Origin of the sequence: Ruminococcus sp. RTP21358st1_G6_RTP21358_211008 (assembly GCF_040908885.1) — a bacterium.
Taxonomy (GTDB): Bacteria; Bacillota; Clostridia; order Lachnospirales; family Lachnospiraceae; genus Blautia_A; species Blautia_A faecis.
Genome location: NZ_JBDGDM010000021.1, coordinates 46556 through 67065 on the forward strand (window position 1 = coordinate 46556; position 20510 = coordinate 67065).

Annotated in this window: 17 protein-coding genes; 6 read left to right on the forward strand and 11 right to left on the reverse strand. The window is 44.0% G+C overall.

Going from position 1 to position 20510, the window contains the following annotated elements; all coding sequences use genetic code 11:
• The first annotated feature begins 51 nt into the window (after positions 1 to 51).
• The 3 genes from AB5Z12_RS10170 (at position 52) to AB5Z12_RS10180 (ending at position 2161) form a co-directional block, all read left to right on the forward strand.
• Positions 52 to 369: a helix-turn-helix domain-containing protein gene (locus AB5Z12_RS10170; protein ID WP_005333350.1), complete on the forward strand. Its 318-nt coding sequence runs from the start codon at positions 52 to 54 to the stop codon at positions 367 to 369.
• 381 nt (positions 370 to 750) lie between these two features.
• The gene (locus tag AB5Z12_RS10175) at positions 751 to 945 is read left to right on the forward strand and encodes a DUF3173 domain-containing protein (RefSeq protein ID WP_005333349.1); all 195 of its coding nucleotides are present in this window, start codon (positions 751 to 753) and stop codon (positions 943 to 945) included.
• A gap of 34 nt (positions 946 to 979) precedes the next feature.
• Positions 980 to 2161 carry a tyrosine-type recombinase/integrase gene (locus AB5Z12_RS10180; RefSeq protein ID WP_005333347.1) on the forward strand — a complete coding sequence of 394 codons (1182 nt, stop codon included), beginning with the start codon at positions 980 to 982 and terminating at the stop codon, positions 2159 to 2161.
• Positions 2162 to 2238: 77 nt separating this feature from the next.
• Here the strand turns inward: AB5Z12_RS10180 and guaA are convergent, their stop codons facing one another.
• From guaA to AB5Z12_RS10235, 11 genes are all read right to left on the reverse strand, one after another.
• Positions 2239 to 3816, reverse strand: coding sequence for a glutamine-hydrolyzing GMP synthase (gene guaA / locus AB5Z12_RS10185; RefSeq protein ID WP_148462113.1), 1578 nt, complete (start codon positions 3814 to 3816; stop codon positions 2239 to 2241).
• 673 nt (positions 3817 to 4489) lie between these two features.
• On the reverse strand, positions 4490 to 6715 hold the full coding sequence (locus AB5Z12_RS10190) for a hypothetical protein (protein WP_368357187.1): 2226 nt from the start codon (positions 6713 to 6715) through the stop codon (positions 4490 to 4492).
• A 232-nt stretch (positions 6716 to 6947) separates the two neighbouring features.
• Complete coding sequence (locus AB5Z12_RS10195; RefSeq protein WP_118579368.1) at positions 6948 to 7568, reverse strand: V-type ATP synthase subunit D; 621 nt, start codon at positions 7566 to 7568, stop codon at positions 6948 to 6950.
• A gap of 17 nt (positions 7569 to 7585) precedes the next feature.
• Positions 7586 to 8968: a V-type ATP synthase subunit B gene (locus tag AB5Z12_RS10200; RefSeq protein ID WP_118579365.1), complete on the reverse strand. Its 1383-nt coding sequence runs from the start codon at positions 8966 to 8968 to the stop codon at positions 7586 to 7588.
• A gap of 18 nt (positions 8969 to 8986) precedes the next feature.
• Positions 8987 to 10756: a V-type ATP synthase subunit A gene (locus AB5Z12_RS10205; RefSeq protein WP_118579362.1), complete on the reverse strand. Its 1770-nt coding sequence runs from the start codon at positions 10754 to 10756 to the stop codon at positions 8987 to 8989.
• On the reverse strand, positions 10749 to 11336 hold the full coding sequence (locus AB5Z12_RS10210) for a V-type ATP synthase subunit E (protein WP_195991211.1): 588 nt from the start codon (positions 11334 to 11336) through the stop codon (positions 10749 to 10751). Before AB5Z12_RS10210 ends, AB5Z12_RS10205 begins: the two co-directional genes overlap by 8 nt.
• A 17-nt stretch (positions 11337 to 11353) precedes the next feature.
• Positions 11354 to 11662, reverse strand: coding sequence for a V-type ATP synthase subunit F (locus tag AB5Z12_RS10215; protein ID WP_117851005.1), 309 nt, complete (start codon positions 11660 to 11662; stop codon positions 11354 to 11356).
• A 2-nt stretch (positions 11663 to 11664) separates the two neighbouring features.
• A complete protein-coding gene (locus AB5Z12_RS10220; protein WP_118579356.1) occupies positions 11665 to 12096 on the reverse strand; it encodes an ATP synthase subunit C in 432 nt (143 codons plus the stop codon).
• A gap of 88 nt (positions 12097 to 12184) precedes the next feature.
• Complete coding sequence (locus AB5Z12_RS10225; RefSeq protein ID WP_173736221.1) at positions 12185 to 14155, reverse strand: V-type ATP synthase subunit I; 1971 nt, start codon at positions 14153 to 14155, stop codon at positions 12185 to 12187.
• A gap of 18 nt (positions 14156 to 14173) precedes the next feature.
• Positions 14174 to 15217, reverse strand: a complete 1044-nt coding sequence (locus tag AB5Z12_RS10230) for a V-type ATPase subunit (RefSeq protein ID WP_173736220.1) — start codon at positions 15215 to 15217, stop codon at positions 14174 to 14176.
• Positions 15217 to 15537 (reverse strand): hypothetical protein, encoded by a 321-nt coding sequence (locus tag AB5Z12_RS10235; RefSeq protein ID WP_173736219.1) that lies wholly within the window; start codon positions 15535 to 15537, stop codon positions 15217 to 15219. The genes AB5Z12_RS10230 and AB5Z12_RS10235 overlap by 1 nt, the downstream gene beginning before the upstream one ends.
• A 501-nt stretch (positions 15538 to 16038) precedes the next feature.
• On the opposite strand from AB5Z12_RS10235, the gene trmB reads away from it, so the two are divergent.
• The 3 genes from trmB (at position 16039) to AB5Z12_RS10250 (ending at position 20420) form a co-directional block, all read left to right on the forward strand.
• Positions 16039 to 16692: a tRNA (guanosine(46)-N7)-methyltransferase TrmB gene (gene trmB / locus AB5Z12_RS10240; RefSeq protein ID WP_173736218.1), complete on the forward strand. Its 654-nt coding sequence runs from the start codon at positions 16039 to 16041 to the stop codon at positions 16690 to 16692.
• A gap of 64 nt (positions 16693 to 16756) precedes the next feature.
• Entirely contained in the window at positions 16757 to 16918 is a 162-nt protein-coding gene (locus AB5Z12_RS10245) for a hypothetical protein (protein WP_173719405.1), read from the forward strand.
• Between the two features lie 16 nt (positions 16919 to 16934).
• Positions 16935 to 20420 (forward strand): DEAD/DEAH box helicase, encoded by a 3486-nt coding sequence (locus tag AB5Z12_RS10250; protein ID WP_243879973.1) that lies wholly within the window; start codon positions 16935 to 16937, stop codon positions 20418 to 20420.
• Positions 20421 to 20510: the final 90 nt, after the last annotated feature.

Consider the following 20510-nt stretch of genomic DNA (forward strand, 5'->3'; position numbering starts at 1 on the left):
GTAATTTGCTGTAAGTAAATAGTTTAAAATGTGGAAGAGAGGTGTAAATGTATGGATAAAAACTTTATTGGAGAACGCATCAGCGAACTGCGTTTAAAGAAAAATGTATCTGAATATCAGATGAGTCTGGATCTTGGCAAAAATAAAAGCTACATCCAGTCCCTCACTTCCGGACGTTCTCTGCCTACCATGCAGAGCTTTCTGGATATCTGTGACTATCTGGAAGTCACTCCTCAACAGTTCTTCGATTCAGAGCTGCACAATCTTCCTCTGATTGACAAAGCAACTGATCTGATGAAACAACTCGATGACGAGGATATGCTTGCGCTCATTTCCATGCTGAATCGTCTGGCTCTAAAACGCAAATAGATTTCCGTGGCTGCCAAATCAAGGCAGCTTTTATTTTTATCATTTTTTCTTAAAATTTTTCAATCTTAAAGAAAAGCCCCCTATTCCTTAATTGAATGGGTAATATATCCATTCGCCGTACCTTGAAAACAAAAGAAATCTTTCGGGAGATTGATATAGGTGACTGCAGATAGTTTGCATCTTCGCACGCCTGCAGCTTAATAGTTACAAAGTAACACCGTTTTACGTGGCCGGAACGGGCATAGGAACTGGCTTCTGAAAGAATAACATAGACTTTTGGGATTTTAGCTTATAGCGCTTTTATTAGAGAACTTTTACTCAAAATTTGATATAATAATAGACAGGTATCAAGTTGATTCCCTGTCTGTGGAAAGGAGATTCATGATAACTGTAACAAAAAGGGATTTGATTGAATTAGGCTACGGTCCTTCCTTTGCTGCTGATATTATCAAAAAAGCAAAGGAACTTATGGTAGAAAAGGGGCATACCTATTATCAATCCAGAAAATTAGACAGGGTTCCAAAAGAAGCCGTTGAAGAATTATTAGGGATTACTTTGCCCGATAAGCAAGAATGATCGTGCTTTTTGCATTTTAGTAAGGAGTGAAATCATGGCAAAAGATCCAATTAAAAAAGCAGAAAACGGCACTTATTATTTTCGAGCCAACCTCGGATATCATCCTGTAACCGGAAAACAGATTCAAAAATACCGCAGCGGATTCTCAACAAAAAAAGAAGCCCGTGCCGAGTATTCCAAATTGATTCTTGCATCAACGGAAGAATTAGCTGATAAGAAGGAAGACATTACCTTCAAAAAGTTTATTGAAGAAATCTATCTTCCGTGGTACAAAACTCAGGTGAAAGAAAGTACCTACAAGAATCGTTACTCGACCATTCAAAAACACTTTGCCTATTTCTACAAGAAGAAAGTGTCCGAAATAGAAGCGATAAATGTACAGACCTGGCAGCTCAAGTTGGCAAAACAATTCAGTCCAAACTATGTACGCATTGTTCAGGGAATGTTATGTTTAGCTTTTGACCGGGCGATTATCCTCGGACTTGCAAAGAAGAATCCTGCCCGCATGATCGGCAATATCAAATCTAAAAAAGTAAAGATCGACTTCTGGACTTTGGAGGAGTTTCAGAAGGTAATATCCCTGCTGTACAAAGGTGACTACTACGAGCACTATCTCTTCATCTCGTTCTGGCTTTTATTTATGACTGGAATGCGTATTGGAGAGGCTGCCGCCTTACAGTGGGATGATATTGATTTTGAAACAGGTATGCTGATTATTAGTAAAACACTGTACTATAAAACAATGAATGACTACAAATTCGTTGAACCTAAGACGCAGGCAAGCAACCGTACCATTTATATTGATGCTGATACCATCAAGGAATTACAAGAATGGAAGGCGGTCCAGGCAAAGGTTTTACCAAATTGTGGATTCGTACTGAGTTATAACAGTACACCCACCAGCAAAACAACGCTTCCAAGAGCATTAGAGAAATTGGCAAATTTAGCTGGTGTCCACAGAATCAAAATTCATGCCCTGAGACATTCGCATGCTTCCCTGCTTATCAGCATGGGCGAAAATCCACTGCTGATTAAAGAGCGTCTTGGACATGAAAAAATACAGACGACACTAGGAACTTATGGTCATCTGTATCCAAACACCAATATTGAGATTGCAAAGAAGCTGACCGGGGTTCTCAGCTACCAGTCAGCTTCTCAAAGTATTGCTAATTATACCAGTAATCAGCATACTGCAATGTATCACAAAGAAATATAAAAATGCAATGATAATGCAATTTCAAACACCCAAAGCCGCAAAGCCCCGTGGTTACGGGCTTTGTAGCCCAGCGTCAACTATTCAAACTCAATCGTTCCCGGTGGCTTACTGGTCAGGTCGTAGAATACGCGGTTAACTCCCTTAACTTCATTAATAACACGATTCATAACCCTGTTCAGTACTTCATACGGAATCTCTGCGGACTCTGCTGTCATAAAGTCAATCGTCTTCACTGCTCGAAGTGCCACCGCATAATCGTATGTTCTGAAATCGCCCATAACGCCTACGCTTCGCATATTGGTAAGAGCTGCAAAGTACTGGTTCGGCATCCAGGATGGTTCTTTGCCGTTCTCAATTTTATAAGCTTCTGCTGCCTTATCAATTTCTTCACGGTAAATGAAATCAGCATCCTGCACAATGCGAACTTTCTCTTCAGTAACTTCGCCGATAATACGGATTCCAAGTCCCGGTCCCGGAAATGGCTGACGGAATACCAGCTTCTCTGGAATTCCAAGCTCCAGTCCTGCTTTGCGGACTTCATCTTTGAAGAGGTCACGAAGCGGCTCAATAATCTCCTTGAAGTCTACGAAATCAGGAAGTCCGCCTACATTGTGATGAGACTTGATCACTGCAGACTCTCCGCCAAGACCACTCTCTACCACATCTGGATAGATGGTTCCCTGCGCAAGAAAATCAACAGCACCGATCTTCTTAGCCTCTTCTTCAAAGATACGGATAAATTCCTCACCAATGATCTTACGCTTCGCTTCCGGCTCAGTAACTCCCGCAAGTTTATCATAATATCTCTGCTGTGCATTCACACGGATAAAATTCAGGTCAAACTGTCCATTAGGACCAAATACACCCTCAACCTCATCGCCCTCGTCTTTACGAAGAAGGCCATGATCTACAAACACACATGTCAGCTGCTTGCCAATAGCTCTGGAAAGAAGTCCTGCTGCTACAGAAGAATCAACACCGCCAGACAGTGCCAGAAGGACTTTGCCGTCGCCCACTTTCTCACGGATTTCTTTAATTGTATGCTCAACAAATGCATCCATCTTCCAGTCTCCGGCACATTCGCATACACCAAGTACGAAATTGGATAACATCTTCTTTCCTTCTACTGTATGGAGAACTTCCGGATGAAACTGGATCGCATACAGTTTCTTCTCCGCATTCTCGGCTGTAGCCACTGGACAGTCTGCTGTATGTGCAGAAATCTCAAATCCTGGTGCTGCTTGGGAGATATAGTCTGTATGACTCATCCAGACAATTGTTTTCTCTGATACTCCTTCAAAAATTCTGGAGTCTTTTTTGTCAACCAGCAGCTCTGTTTTGCCGTATTCACTTACATCTGCTTTCTCAACTTTACCGCCGAGAACATGCATCATAAGCTGTGCACCGTAGCAAAGCCCAAGCACCGGAATACCAAGTTCGAATAATTCTTTCTGGTAAGTCGGTGAATCAGCTTCGTAACAACTGTTCGGTCCACCGGTAAGAATGATTCCCTTTGGATTCATGGCTTTGATCTTCTCAAGATCGGTCTTGTAAGAATAGATTTCACAATATACATTACATTCTCTGACACGTCTTGCAACCAGCTGATTGTACTGACCACCAAAATCAATTACAATAACTAATTCTTTCTTCAAGGTTTTCCTCCTGTTTTTCCCTATAAATTCTCATTGGAATCGTTACTGTTCACGCTGGAAAATCTCCGGTAAACAATAACCTTGAATCTTCTTTCCATTATAAATGAGTATTACAACTTTTACAACGACTAATTTTCTTAGCTGAATAAAATTTTCAATATATCGTAGATAGATTTTATCACCATGAAGTTGGGTTTAAATGCACAGCTTTTTCATACTGTATATTCCTAAGCCGGTCACTTCAGGTGCGTTCCAGTTTATAAGTTCTTTAGATTTTCCTCATATATTTTTCAATTTGTCCTCACAGATTCATCACAAATTCCGCGTATATTAATAAACAAATAAAGCGAAAGCTTTTTTACATAGATTATAAATATACTTTTTCTTTTTCATACTTGCCGGGCCAAAAGGTCCGGCCCTCCTTCTTTTAGGAGAATTTTCGGAAGTTGCTTACGTCGGAGAATTCGAATTTGATTTTAAATTTAACATAAAAAATCTCGGTCTTTAGAAAAGAACTGTCTTGATACTTCTTTTCTGACCGGGATTTTTATAATTCAGGTTCACTCTTCTTTTAGCGAAAAAACACTGAGCCACAATAAAGTGTAGCCCAGTGTTTTTTCTTATAACTCATCAAGCCCATAATCTTCAAATTGGAGAGTTTCTTTATCCAATTTTAAAGCTGATCCGGTTTCTCAATTGTATAAACACTCTGATCCTGGATCGCCGTTGCTCCGGACAGATCTGCTGTGTCGCTGTAGGAACCAGTTGTAATGGTGTACTCGCTGTCGCCCTGTACATACACAGTTCCGTCTGTACCCTGAATTGTTACAGTTTTTCCATTACTATCTACAATTGTTCCCTCATTTTCCAGAGATGAGACAGTACTGTCGCCAATTACAGTCCAGGTGGAATCTGCGCTTACATAAACGTTACAGTATCCCTCTCCGCCTTCGCCTGCATAACTCTCATCATCTACAACTGCACCTGTCAGGCTGCTGCCATCTGTGAGATAAAAATCCAGATCACTGATAGAATCCCAGATCACATTTCCTTGCATATCCTGACTAATACCGGTAAAGTGGCAGTCAGCTCCGTTTGCTCCAGACTGTCCCCATCCTCTCTGGTTGGTATTACCTGTACACTGCAGGAAAAACTCATTCTCGTCGTTATAGTTAATATCTACATTATTTAAAGTAATTGTACTCTCTGTATTGGTTGTATAGAATACACCGCCGTTCTCAGAAGTCAGGCTGCCTCCATCCATCTGAAAAGTACTGTTTCCGACCTCAGAATCACCAGACATGCTCTGGTAAAGGATTACAGTCCAGGTATTATCATTCTGATCCAGATCACTCATATTTCCTGTCAAGTCACAATCATAAAGGTGAATAGAATTCAGACCTTCGATACAAACAGCCTCTGAACCATTTGCTGTCAGAGTTGCATTGCTTACCGCAATATCAGCTGTACTGTAAATAGCCGGGGAACCAACGCCATTGGAAACATAGTTTCCGCCATCAATCACCATTGTTCCGCCGCCTCTGTCACTTCGGATTGCTGCAGACGACTCACCATTTGTCTCCACATCCAGATTCCATCCGTAAAGAGTACCGCCGCCAGCTACATGAACACCGCCTGATGTATCCTGGGCAGTTTTTACAGTTGTATCAGATGCATATACAGTTCCATCTCCATATGCAAAAAGCCCTGCACCGCCAGCTGCATCTGTAGTCACACTGCCATCTTTCACATAAGCAGTACCGTCTGTTGCCAGAACTGCTGCGCCTACGCCATAGAAGCTGGAATTGTCTCCGCCCTGGCTGTCTGCAGAAGTTCTTGTAATCGTATCATTATCAAGTGTTACGTTTGCTCCGGAAGAAATCAATGCTGCATTCTCGTCAGTTCCTGTTGACTCAATTGTCTCATTTGATACAGTTGTATCTTCTATATACTCATTTACCGCAGTATAGCTGTCCACACCCTGAGACTGTCCACCAGGACCTCCCTGACCCGGAGCACCTTGACCATCACCACCAGGACCTCCCTGGCCACCCATTTCCATGGACATTACTGTAATGGAAGCTGCATTTCCATCTTCATCTAACGTGACAGAAACGGTATCGCCCTCCTGAATATCAGAAAGTGAAATTTCCTCAGCCTCTGCAGACTGTCCATTTTCCTCTGGAGCACCGCCATCCCGAGCATCCCCGTCTGGTTTCTCCGGTGCTTCTCCATCAGAAGAATCTGCGCTCTGGTCATCTCCTTCCGACTTCTCCGGTGCTCCGCCATCAGAAGAATCTGCGCTCTGGTCATCTCCTTCCGGTTTCTCCGGTGCTTCTCCATCAGAAGAATCTGCGCTCTGGTCATCTCCTTCCGGCTTCTCCGGTGCATCGCTATTCTGTCCATCTCCGCCAGGCTGCATGCCGCCCGCCTGTTTTGTGATCACAGTATCTGCAGTAACCGTAATCGTCTGCTCCTCACCAGTCAGATCCAACATAGAAGGCGCCTCGCCATCCTGATTGTCACCTTCTGGTTTCTCAGGCGCCTCTCCGTCCTGGTCACTCGGCGCTTCGCCACCCTGACTATTCGGTTCTCCGCCGTTCTGACCATCATCACCAGGCTGTCCCATCTCCTTCATAGTCCCAACTGCAATGGTAATCTCAGAATCGGAAACTGAAACCGACTTAACCTCACCAAGTACCACATTCTCCTGACTCTCCTGATTCTCCTGACTCTCGTCACTACTCTCACCCGAAGCATCCGCCTCAACACTTTCATCTGTTGTATCTACTGCATCTGCAGCCGCCTCGGTCTTACTGTCCTCAGCATAAACCATCGTCGGTACAGAAGTAGTTGCTACCATAATTCCCATTAAAACTGCCACATATTTACGTTTCATACCCATTTAATTCCTTTCTGTATTTGCCTTGTTTTGTGTTCCTTATGGCTAATAATATACAGACAAAATGTGTTCAACAAATGGGCATTATGTGTTCATTCTATGGGGAATCTCGCAAGAAACTGTGAATTGATGTCTCATAAGCTGCGAAGCAGCATTCGGTTATGAGCAAGCAGCGAAGCGGACCTGGAATATCCGCTTGACCATACATATAGAAAAAAAACAGGGTGCCTCATGCACCCTGCTTCATCCTCTTAATAACTTTTAATCGCGTAAATTCCTCACGCTCTTTCTCCTCCAAAGCATTGGAAATATCCTTGGTCAGAGCCTCGAACTTCGGAATCGTAATATTCTTCAGCGCATTCGCCCTCTTCTGAGTCTTCTTAATATTACTAGCCAGCCGAATCGCCGAATTCTCAATCATAGACAGCTTAATGGAAAGCTCCTTCACCCTCTCAAAAGCCGCCTTCGCCTCATCCAGAGACATCTTCGTACTATAATAAGCATATGTCGGCACATTTCCCGACTTATCATACTCTACCAGCGGAATCTCCGTACCCATAACACTACGTGTCTTAATACGGATAGAATTCTCCACCGGCACCGTATGGGAAATCTGATCCACAAACGCGATACCCATCTCCATATTCGCTTTCTGCAAAGCCTCATACGCAGTCCGGAACGTCTCGTCAATCTGTCCCTGGATATCCTTCGCCTGATCAACCAGATTCATCATCTCACGAATCAGAATATTACGCTTCTTATCCATCAGTTCATAACCCTGACGGGAAAGAGCAAGTGAATTCTTAGCCAGAATTAAATTACCCTTGGTAGGAAAGGTATTCGGATCCATTCAAGTCACCTCACTCTTTATTTGGTAGTCTCGTGATAATACTGATCCAGAATCTTAGTATCAATACGGTCAAGCTCATCCTTCGGAAGCATACCAAGAAGCTCCCAGCCCTTATTCAGAGTATCGATAATACTTCTGTTCTCTGTATCTGTCTGACCGACAAACTCAGCCTCAAACGCCTTACCAAACTGCAGATACTTCTTATCCAGAGGAGAAAGCTCGTCCTCACCGATAACAGAAGCAAGGGCTCTCGCATCTCCAACCTTTGCATAACAGGAAAACAGCTGGTTGGCAACATCCTGATGGTCTGCTCTTGTGAAGCCCTCACCAATACCATCCTTCATCAGACGAGAAAGAGACGGCAGAACATTGATTGGCGGGTAAATACCCTGTCCATGAAGCTGTCTGTCCAGAACAATCTGACCCTCAGTAATATAACCGGTAAGGTCAGGGATCGGATGGGTAATATCATCATTAGGCATGGTCAGAATCGGGATCTGTGTAACAGAACCTGTACCACCGGAAACAATACCTGCACGCTCATATAAAGTAGCAAGCTCACTGTAAAGATATCCAGGATAACCTTTACGGGAAGGAATCTCTCCCTTGGAGGAAGAAACCTCACGCATTGCCTCACAGAAAGAAGTAATATCTGTAAGGATAACCAGAATATGCATACCTTTTTCAAAAGCAAGATACTCTGCTGCAGTCAGGGCAATCTTCGGAGTCAGAAGACGCTCAACAGTCGGATCATTTGCCAGGTTCAGGAACATAACAACATGATCGGAAGCACCGCTCTCCTCAAATGTTCTGCGGAAAAACTCTGCAACATCATACTTAACACCCATTGCAGCAAACACAATGGCGAAATTTTCATCGGAATCAGCACCCAGAGATGCCTGACGCACGATCTGTGCCGCCAGCTTATCATGTGGAAGACCGTTTCCGGAGAAAATCGGAAGCTTCTGTCCACGAATCAGGGTGGTCAGACCATCAATTGCAGAAATACCGGTATTGATGTAGTTACGCGGATACTCACGGGTAACCGGGTTCAGCGGCAGACCATTGATGTTCAGGCTTACCTCCGGTGTGATCTCGCCCAGCCCATCGATTGGCTGTCCAATACCGTTAAAGGTACGTCCCAGGATTTCCGGAGAGAGCCCGATTTCCATAGGATGACCGCTAAGACGTGTATGAGTGTTTCCAAGGGACATATTATCTGTACCCTCGAAAACCTGAATTACTGCTTTATCTTCGTATATTTCAATAATACGGCCAAGCTTTTCGGTACCGTCATCCATACGGAAGGAGACGATTTCCTCGTAGGAAGCGTTTTTAACGCCTTCCAGAACTACAAGAGGGCCGTTTATTTCACTAAGGCCTAAATATTCGATTGCCATAAAAAACTTACCTCCCTATCAGCCGTTTCTCTCTAATACGTTATCATAGAATCTGTCGATGTCAGCCTTATACTGGTCAAACATCTCAGGTTTGTTATTCGGAACATCATATTTGATAGCAATAACACGCTCAAAAATATTGTCCTCCTTCAGTACGGAAACCGGCATTCCCTGATTAACAAGGGAACGGCACTTCTCGTACAGATAAAGGATGATCTCCATCATATTGAACTGCTTGCTCATCGGTACACAGGTATCCTCTGCATGGAACGCATTCTGCTGAAGGAATCCAAGACGGATAACCCTTGCAATCTCCAGAGTCAGCTTCTGGTCATCCGGAAGAACATCACTACCGATCAGCTTAACGATTTCCATCAGGGAACTCTCCTGGTTCAGAATCGCCATCAGCTGATTACGGTCGCTTACAAATTTAGCAGAAACATTATCTCTGTACCATGGGGTTAAATCCTCCAGGTACTCACTATAACTTGTAAGCCAGTGGATAGCCGGGAAATGACGGGCATAAGCCAGAGATTTATCCAGTCCCCAGAAACAGCGGACGAAACGTTTTGTATTCTGTGTAACAGGCTCGGAGAAGTCACCTCCCTGTGGGGAAACTGCACCGATGATGGAAACAGAACCCTCTGTTCCATTTAAGTTCTGCATCATACCCGCTCTCTCATAGAAAGCGGAAAGCTTGGAAGCCAGATAAGCCGGGAAGCCTTCCTCTGCAGGCATTTCCTCCAGACGTCCGGATAACTCACGAAGAGCCTCAGCCCAACGGGAAGTGGAGTCTGCCATGATGGCAACGTCATAACCCATGTCACGATAATACTCAGCCAGTGTAACACCTGTATAAATAGAAGCCTCACGGGCTGCAACAGGCATGTTTGATGTATTGGCAATCAGAGTGGTACGGTCCATCATCAGGTTTCCGGATTTCGGGTCGATCAGTTTACTGAAATCCTCCAGAACCTGTGTCATCTCGTTTCCACGCTCACCACATCCAATATAGATAATGATATCAGCGTCAGACCACTTTGCGATCTGGTGCTGTGTCATAGTTTTTCCAGTACCGAAACCGCCAGGAATCGCTGCTGTACCACCCTTTGCAATTGGGAAAAGGGTATCCAGGATACGCTGTCCGGTTACAAGCGGCACGCTTGCAGGGAAACGCTTGTAGGTAGGTCTTGGCACACGGATCGGCCATTTCTGCGCAAGTGCGATATCGCGCTCACTGCCATCAGAAAGACGAACCGTTACAATCGGGTCAAGGATGGTATATGCTCCGTCCGGAACCGCCTTGATAACCTCAGCCTCTCCAATTGTTGGCGGAACCATGGATTTATGAAGAATGGAAGCTGTTTCCTGAGTCTCGGCAATGATAGTACCTGCACTTACCATATCTCCAACTTTAACAGTTACATGAACATCCCATTTCTTAGCAGTATCAAGGGAATCAACACTGACACCACGGGAAATATATTTTCCGGAGGATTTTGCAATCTCCTCCAGAGGACGCTGGATACCATCGAAAATGTTATGAATGATTCCAGGTCCCAGAAGAACGGAAATAGCATCGCCTGTTCCCATTACTGTATCGCCTGGCTTCAGTCCTGTTGTCTCCTCGAAAACCTGTACGGTAGTCATGCCCTTTTTCAGACCAATGACCTCACCGACCAGCTTCTCAGGTCCAACATAAACCATCTCGGAAATCTTAAATCCCGGGTCGCCTTTCAGATAAATAACAGGACCGTTAACGCCGTAGATAATACCTGTTTTATTCATGGCTCAGCCCTCCGTCAAATTTGAATTCTTTTTTCAGCTTCTCATAAGCGCTCATGAAAGAATTGTCGATCAGGATATTTTTCGCCGGGATGGTAGCTTTGATACCGCCCATAAACGGCTCCTTGGAAATCTCAACTGTAAATCCTGTCTTTGCAACGATAGAACGCTGTAATGCTGTATCTTCCGGGGAAAGATAGATGAAGATTTCATCATTTCCCGCAAATTCTCTTGCCTTCTGGATTCTTGTACAAAGATAATCCTGATATTCAGGGCTCTCCATAAAGTCCTCCAGATGATTCTTAACCTCTACAAAAAGCTCATTTCTAAGCTCATTCTGTTTGGCTGTCCAGTCACGTCTTAAAGTCAGCTGCTCAGCAGAAAGTGCCTTGTTTACCTCTCGGGTAGCATTTTCTGTCTCTGCCTTGATCTGTGCCTCGGCATCCATTTTTCTTGATTCTTTATGCTTTTCAAGCATTTCTTCCAGACTCTTCTTATGTGCTTCCAGTGTATTCTCAGCCTCTGTCTGGGCTTCCGCAACGGAAGTGTCATAGAAATGCTGCAGTTTTTCTTCAATTGTCATGCTTGGTCTTCTCCTGCCTATAACTTTAAGCCAATGGCTTCGTTAACATATCCGGTAATAAAATCAGGTTTGCGGCCTGTACCATGCCTGTCAGGGATTTCGATGATTAAAGGCGTTTTATGGTTCAGCTTTACATCGTCCACGATCTGGGGAAACTCCCGGCCGAATTTTTCGGTCAGGAGAAGGATCCCGATTTCTTTGTTGGCGATTGCTTTTTCCAGAGCGTCCTTCAGTTCGTCACGCTCATGGACTACCACGCCTTCCACACCTGCCAGTCTCATCCCTGTGCAGGTATCGATGTTGTCACTGATCAAAAACATTTTCATAATTATAATTTACCGATGATCATGAAGGAAATGATCAGACCGTAAAGAGCAACACCTTCGGCAAGACCTACGAAGATAAGGGATTTACCAAGAATGCTCTGATCCTCGCTGATTGCACCAAGAGCTGCACTTGCCGCACTGGCTACGGCAATACCACCACCGATACAGGAAAGACCTGTAACAAGAGCTGCTGCAATATATCCAAGACCTGTTGCAATACCTGCATCAGCGCCTGTTGCAGCCTGTACAGAAGAGCTTCCTGCAAACATAACCATTGCTGCTACTAACATGGTACCAAAGAAGAAAAATGCGTTTGTTGCGATTGTTGTTTTATAGCGTCCACGGCTCTTCTCGCCGATGAAATAATAACCAAATGGAACGATAATGCTTAATACAAGCGCTACTGCTAAGATAATCTGTGTCATAACTGTCATGATAATTGACCTCCTCGTGTTTTTAACATTTGTAATGTCACTGCATTTCACAGAGACATTTGATAAATATTTCACTACCAGCGGCAGTTTACTTTGCCTCCGCGTCAGAACGGAACGGCTCGAATTTTCTTCCGCTTCCTTTGTAGAAACGGCTGAACATCTCGTAATACTCAAGTCTCAGTACCTGGATACCAACGATCAGACCCTCAAGACCGCATACGAAAATATTTCCGAGAACAATCACTACCCAGTTCGGGCTTCCGTTCTCGGCACCGGCCAGCATCAGTACAACCTGCATCATAGCTGCATGGCTGACTGCATAAGCTCCGATACGCACGAAAGAAAGTGTGTTGGAGAAATAGCTCAAAAGGACTTCGAACATCTCGAAAAATCCCTGAACAATAAACATTCCCACACCGCCTTCAAAGGCTGCCGGCTTCTTTTCCACAAGGTTTGTAAGAGGCTCTTTTAAGAACATTACAAGCAGCGGAAGAATAAACATAATGCAAAGAACAATACCGCCAGGAAGCTTATGGCCTGTCATGAACAATGCAATTACAATCACTGCGGATCCATAGAATACAAGGCCTGCAACAGAGTTGGTATCAAACCATACTTTCTCTGTATCCTTTGCTTTCAGGGAATTCATAATATTAAAAATCATACACAGAAGAATGATTCCCATACCAAAGCCAATAGCGATAATAAATACGGTATTCAGTTTTCCGATAAAAGGCACATTCATCATGGCATCCATAGGCCTTAACCATACAGGCTCTATAATATCCTCAAATCCGAAAACGCTGCCGAACATGAAGCCAAAGAATGTGGAAAAGATACCTGCACAGCTGATGATTCCGGCAAGATCAATATGCTTGAATCTGTAAAGAAGATATCCGCCGATCAATAAAACCAGACCCTGTCCTGCATCTCCGAACATTGCGCCGAAAATAAAGGAATAAGTAATGGCGATAAACCAGGTTGGATCCATCTCTCCATAAGCCGGAAGGCCATACATTTTGGTGTACATTTCGAATGGCTTGAAAAGCTTGGGGTTCTTCAGCTTGGTAGGCGGTGTCTTATGGGCATCCTCCTGCTCATTCTCATCAATCAGACAGAAAATACGGGAATCTCCGGAAATATCATTTTGGAAAGCTTTGGCATCCTTCTCTGTCATCCAGCCACAAAGGATATAAAATGGTTCCTTCGGCTTATAATCGGCTGCTGCCTCTCCCTTGTTGTCCCCATGTGTGCATGCTGCCAGTTTACGGATATCAAAGTTCCTTGAAAACTGGGAAAGTGTATGTTTGCAGGAAACAATGTCGGATGCATTTTTTCTGAAGAAAGCTTTTCTTGCCGCTTTGTTCGCATCAAGATCTGCAATTGTTTTCTTGTACTGCGCTTCAAGTGCTGTGTATGCAGCTTTGGCAGTTCCATCATACTGATCCGGTACAAAGATTTTTTCAAAGTGCATAGCAGAATATACGGCATGGATCCGCTGCGCTTCATGAACGGGAACAAAATAAATTCCCCAGATATAACGGTCATCTTCATCACATTTAATGAAAATCGTATCCAGATTATCATAAATGTATGTTTTAAATTTATCGAAATAATCTTTCTCGATCCGTCCAAAGCGATAATGGATATAACGCATTTTCAGGATTGACTGCACATCAAAGTCTACATTTCGGAACGGATAGATAATACGAAGTGATTCTGACAGAGAATCACGTTTCTCTTCCAGTTCCTGGCGTGTCTTGTTAAGGACATCCGCTTCATCTTTGATCTGCTGTACGAAAGAGAGAGCTTTTTCGATTGGCAGCTTCTTCGCAGAAGCCTGCTCCGGGTTCTCAACCTCTTCATAGAAGCTTCCGACTGTGCTTAAAGCTTCTTTATAAGGATTGATTTCAAGATAAGGAGAAAGATTCTTCACATCTGTGAGCTCAGTAAGAGCATTCTCCAGATGAATCTCATACCGGCTGAGGTAATTATTTACAACTCGGTCGATATCCTCTCTTGGCCCGGTAATGCTGACAAATTTCATTTTCTCAATCACATTGCTACCTCCGGGTTACTAATTGTTATGAACATAATGCATTGCCTCGTCCGGATCAACCTGGTAACGAACACACTCCAGTGCGATGGTCAGACGGTTTACCTCATGCTCTTTGTGGTAAAGATAAGAATACAAAACAGCTACTGAATAAGGATCCTTGCGAGCCTCTTTCTCAAGCACGGTACGGAGCAGACTATTATAAAGCTCCTCCATGGAGATCAGGTTCAGCTGCTGATATTTCCTGCCATACCAGGTACGGGAAAAGATCTGCTCACCCTCTTCTTTGCTGGTAGCTTCCACCAGAGCTGTGATTTCTTCTTTCTTTAGTTTATAATTCACGGGAATCAGCTGTGCGTAGATGGCTGCCGGCTCCATTTTGTAATAACGCTTGGACCGCAAGATAAACTGCAGGTTCAGCATATCAAACTTCTCACCATAAGCCTTGGTGATCTCGTCCAGATCGTTTCCCTTGAATAACTTTTTGCGGACACTCCAGATCTGATTAAAATAATAAAGATCAAGAGCCATTCCGTAGTCAAATAAAAGTCCATTGCCGTTCTCATATACGCTCTGAAGCGGAGCATAGAATTCATTGCCCTTCAGGGCTGTCATGAACTCATCCATATTTCCGGCACCTGCCACTCTGTCAATGTCCAGCTTGGAATGGTGAAGGAAAAAGTCGCGGTAAGGACTCATATCCACAGGATTGGTGCTTCTGTGATCAAAGAGATTCGTCATGATCTCTTTCAGAACACGGATTTCGTAGCGCTTGGAATAAAGTGCCAGGAACTTGCGCTGCTCCTTGTTTGCAAAATTGTAAATGCGGGAGAAATTTCCGAAAATGGATTTCTTCAGAAGCTTCTCGATCTCACCTCGGTGAAGATTATTCTCATCAAGGTCTGACCATGCTTTCGCATATTCCGGCGTTTTCTTCAAATAAGCGGCTACCTGTGGAACGTCCGAAAAGCGGACGATTTCCTGAAGCTGTTCATCTGTCACCAGATGACTGCTCATAGCGCGTATTTTCGTGGAAATTCCGCTGTAGGAAAGAACGCTTCCCATTACATCACTTCCTCCTGAATGATCTTTTCAAAAATTTCTCTGGAAAGGCGTTCGTGATTCTTCGCATAGTAAGCGTCCAGCTGACTTAAGGCAACCTGAGTGTCTTCCCGCAGGGATGACAGACGCTTATCCTTCTCACCCTCAAGATTCCGGCGAATTTCCTTAATCTGCTCTTCTGTCTGTTTCTCCAGCTGGGTGTCGAATTCCTTGGACTGCCTTTCCATCTCAGCTGAAAGAGCTTTCTTCTTCTGCAATGCATCCCTCATAATGGTCTCTGCAGTTGTCTCTATCTCGGATAACTTACCGATTATCTGTTCCATTTTTCCCCTCCTTTTTCAAGTTTTAAGTATCTTACACCCATTTTGATGAAAATACCAGTCAAACTTTGCCTAAAATTTTCACAAAAATTCAATACAATTCCAGATGATTTGACTAAAAATTAACAATCTTATCAATTCCTGTCATATCGAAATTTTATAATAGGTACACGTATTAGTTATAAATAGGAAGAAAATGCATATTTATACAGAATTTTATCGTTTTTCCATTTGCATTTCTTTCTGATAGGTTTCATATTCAGTCAAAATTGGTCAATTTTTCAATTAAAAGCTCTTTGCGTTCTCCCCCCTGACATAGAGCGTGTCTGAAGAATCACGATATCAATATTATTGCGAAAAAGCAGGAAATCATGTATAGTAGTTTTGTTAAGAATGAATACTATTTCAGCTGATTCTGACAAGCATTTTTTACCACCCGGTAAACTTTTGCAAAGAGCCGAAATCAGTTTCAGACGGTTATAAATTTAATTACAGGAGGAAACCATGCGACTTAGAAATATACCAGGCGCCAAAGACGCAATTGAAGAAAGTATTTACGTGATCCAGAATCCCCAGGAGAATAAGGGAAACTGGAACAAGGTTTTCCCACAGAATCAGCCTGTCCATCTGGAGGTTGGCATGGGAAAAGGCCGCTTTCTTATGGATATGGCGAAGCTCCACCCAGAGATCAACTATATCGGAATCGAAATGTATGACAGCGTACTTCTTCGTGCCATTCAGAAAAAGGAGGCGCTGGCTGAGGAAGGGCAGGCGCTTTCCAATCTGAAATTCATGCGTATGGATGCACGCCTCCTTCCGGAAACTTTTGAAAAAGGCGAGGTTTCAAAAATCTATCTGAATTTTTCCGATCCCTGGCCAAAGGCCCGCCACGCTTCCCGCCGCCTTACCTCCCGGGAATTTCTTGCCCGCTACGACAAGATTCTGAAAGAAGACGGAACCATCGAGTTCAAAACTGACAACCGCGGCCTGTTCGACTTTTCCCTAGAAGAAGTCCCGGAAGCCGGATGGAAGCTTGAAGCACATACCTTTGATCTTCATCACAACGAAGAAATGATGGTTGGCAATGTAATGACCGAATATGAAGAAAAATTTTCTTCTATAGGAAATCCTATCTGCAAGATGATCATTCGTCGTTAAATGTTTCACGTTGCTGTATTTCTTTTCATATTATAAGGAAGAAATATCTGGCAGGAGTTTTTATATGAAGCGAACCAGATCTTTGCAAAAATTTGCTGCTCAATTTGGCTATGAACATAAAAACAGAAGCAATCCCTTCTCCGGCATAAAGAAGCATGCCAACGAACTGTCCAAACTGCTGGACAGCATGTTTCCCAAGGACAAAAACGACAAAGAAAAATCATAAAAAGGAAGCCAAACAAATGAAAAATTCTCCGACAGAAGTGAAAAAGAAAGAAACGGAAGAGCGCAAACGTCAGGAAGAGCTGGAAAAACAAAAGCGTAACGAAACGTACCAGCTTCTTGGCGGTTCCCAGAATGACAGTGACGCAGACGACGATTCCTCATTAGACGGAAATATCCAACAGCTGGAAAATTACAGCTACTTTGACGGCGACAAAATTCTTGAATCCCTAAAGCTTGCCCCCAAAGACCGAAAAAACGGGGAAGCCATCTATCGCCAACAGAAAATGAATGTCACAGATATTTCCTGCGGCTACGACAGGATGAACGGTCAGCGCCTTGGCCAGATTGAAGCAACCTTCCAGACTGGCAGAGATATCTTCGGCGTCACCCTTCTTTTCTCTCACGAGGAAGTTACTTATGCAAGATGCGGATGCCCGGAATGCCACAGAAAATACTGGGGCTGGTATTCTGATAATTCCAGGTGCCAGTATACAGCTGCACTTGCCTTCTATATTCGTGATTATGTAAACCACAGCAATTTTTCGGATGCCACTGACATGAACGGAGACTATCTGCTGAACTCCTATCGCAGAGGACAGCTCAAAAATGACCAGAAAGAAACACCGGCCCATGTTTCCGCAGGTGTTTCCCTGGTTCCAAGACTGACACAGAATGACAATAAGCTTTCCGTTTCTTTTAAGGTAGGAACTTCCAAAATGTTCGTGGTAAAAAAACTGGATGACTTCTGCCGTCAGGTTCGCAACGGTGAGACCGTTCAGTATGGAACCAGCACCCAGATCAGCCACAAAACGCAGGATTTCACAGAGGAGAGCCGCAAATGGATCCGCTATATTGACCGGATCGTCCGCGAGGAAGAGCAGTTTGTAGACAAAATCCAGAATTCCGGCATCTATTTGCCAAAAAAATTTAATGTTGGCAATTCTCTGGATCTTTTTGGCTGGCGTCTGGACAGTTTTTATGACAATATTTGCAATGATAAAATAGATTTTGAAGATAAAACTCCGGATGCTGCCCGTAAAAAAGCCCAGCTTCACTGCAAAACAGGGAATCCACGGATTTCCATACGGATTCTGGATGCCTCTAAGGACAAAAAGCAATTTGACGGTGTCACAGTAAAGGGATACATCCCAGAGCTTTTTCAGGGTATGGACTCTTCATACTTTATCCAGGATGACAGCTTCTGTAAAACCGAACCGGCCTTTATGGAGAAGGTCCGTCCATTGACAGCGCTTTCCAGAAATGGAGAATTCCACTTCCAGATGGGGCGTAATACACTGTCCAATTTTTATCACAATGTGCTGCCCCAGCTTCAGGAAGTGGCGGATATTACGGAGGAAAATCCGGAGAAATTCAGACAGTACCTCACGCCTGAAGCACACTTCGTATTTTATCTGGACATGGAAAACGATAACGTTATCTGCAAGGTAAGCGCCTTTTATGGAAAAAGAGAATTCTCTGTAGGAAAGCTTTTACTTCATGAGGATATCTCCCCGGACCAGCAGTTCCGTGACTTTCCTCTGGAAAACAGTGTGCTGGATCAGACCATGGAATGGCTGCCTTACTATGATCCCGACTTTGACGTACTTCACTGCAATCACGACGAAGAACTGAGCTATCAGATCATGGAGTCCGGAACTGCCGCCCTCATGGAGCTTGGCGAAGTACGCTGCACCAACCGGTTCCGCAGCCGACATACTTTAAAGACTGTAAAAGTTTCCGTTGGGGTGTCCGTGTCCGGCGGACTCCTGGATCTGAATATTTCCACGGATGATATTTCCAGCCAGGAGCTTCTGGATATCCTGAAAAGCTATCAGCTGAAGAAAAAATATTACAAGCTGAAAAGCGGCGAATTTGTCAATCTCCAGGAACAGAACCTGGAAATGCTGGCAGAACTGATGAAAACCCTTCATCTCACCCCGAAGGAGTTTGTCAAAGGAAAGATGCACATTCCGGCATACCGCACCTTATATCTGGATCAGATGCTGGAGAGCAACGAAAACATATATGCCAACCGCGACCGTCATTTCCGTGAAATTGTAAAAGGCTTCAAAACCATTAACGATGCCGATTTTGAAGAGCCGGAAAGCCTTTCCAGGATTATGCGAAAATACCAGAAAAACGGTTACAAATGGCTGCGCACCCTGGAAGCATGGAAATTTGGCGGAATTCTCGCCGATGATATGGGACTTGGAAAAACCTTACAGGTAATCGCAGTTCTTCTCGCAGCAAAGCTTGAAGGCAAAACCGGCACATCTCTGGTAGTTGCTCCTGCAGCCCTTGTTTTCAACTGGGGGGAAGAGCTTGCCCGATTTGCCCCACAGTTGAAGGTTTCCCTGATCGCAGGAAGTCAGTCCGAGCGTCAGGCGAAGCTTCAGACATACTCAGATTTCGATGTTCTGGTCACTTCTTACGACCTTTTAAAAAGAGATATTGACCAGTATGAGGAAAAAGAATTTTTATACCAGATCATTGATGAGGCACAGTATATCAAGAATCACACAACAGCAGCCGCCAAATCTGTAAAAGTGATCCACAGCCAGACCCGCTATGCACTTACAGGTACACCAATTGAGAACCGACTCAGTGAGCTTTGGAGCATTTTCGATTATTTAATGCCGGGATTTCTCTACGGTTACGACTCCTTTAAAAAGAAATTTGAAACTCCGATCGTAAAGAACGACGATGAGTCTGCCATGACCCGTCTGCAGAAAATGGTGTCCTCATTTATCCTTCGCCGTCTGAAAGAGGATGTGTTGAAGGATCTTCCTGAAAAACTGGAAGAAGTCCGTTACGTGAAATTTGAGGATGCACAGCAGAAGCTGTATGATGCCCAGGTTGTGCATATGAAGGAAAAAATCGCTCAGCAGGACGAGGGCGAATTTAATAAGAGCAAATTGTGGATTCTGGCTGAATTGACGAAGCTGCGACAGATCTGCTGCTCTCCTTCTCTTTGCTTTGAAAATTACCGCGGCGAATCTGCCAAGGCTGAAAGCTGTATGCAGTTGATTCAGAGTGCTATTGATGGTGGGCACCGTATGCTTTTATTTTCCCAGTTTACTTCCATGCTGGCTCTTCTTCAGGCAGCACTGGAAAAAGAGGGGATTCCTTATTACATCATCACTGGGGAAACCTCCAAGCAGAAACGACAGGAGCTTGTGAAACAGTTCAATTCTGATACCACTCCTGTATTTCTCATTTCCCTGAAAGCAGGCGGCGTTGGACTGAATCTGACAGGTGCAGATGTGGTTATCCACTATGACCCCTGGTGGAATCAGGCTGTCCAGAATCAGGCCACTGACCGTGCCCACCGTATCGGACAGACAAAGAAAGTTACCGTGTACAAGCTCATCGCCCGCAATACCATTGAAGAAAAGATCCAGAAGCTCCAGGAAGCAAAGCAGGATCTGGCAGAGCAGATCATCAGCGGTGATATGGGACAGCTGAGTGGTATGAGCAGGGAGGATATTCTGGAATTGTTGTAGGAAATAAGGTACTATTGCTATTTAGTTGATTAAAAGTTCTTCAATGCGGACGCATTTGGACAATGTGTATTACTCACTCGCCGGCGCAAC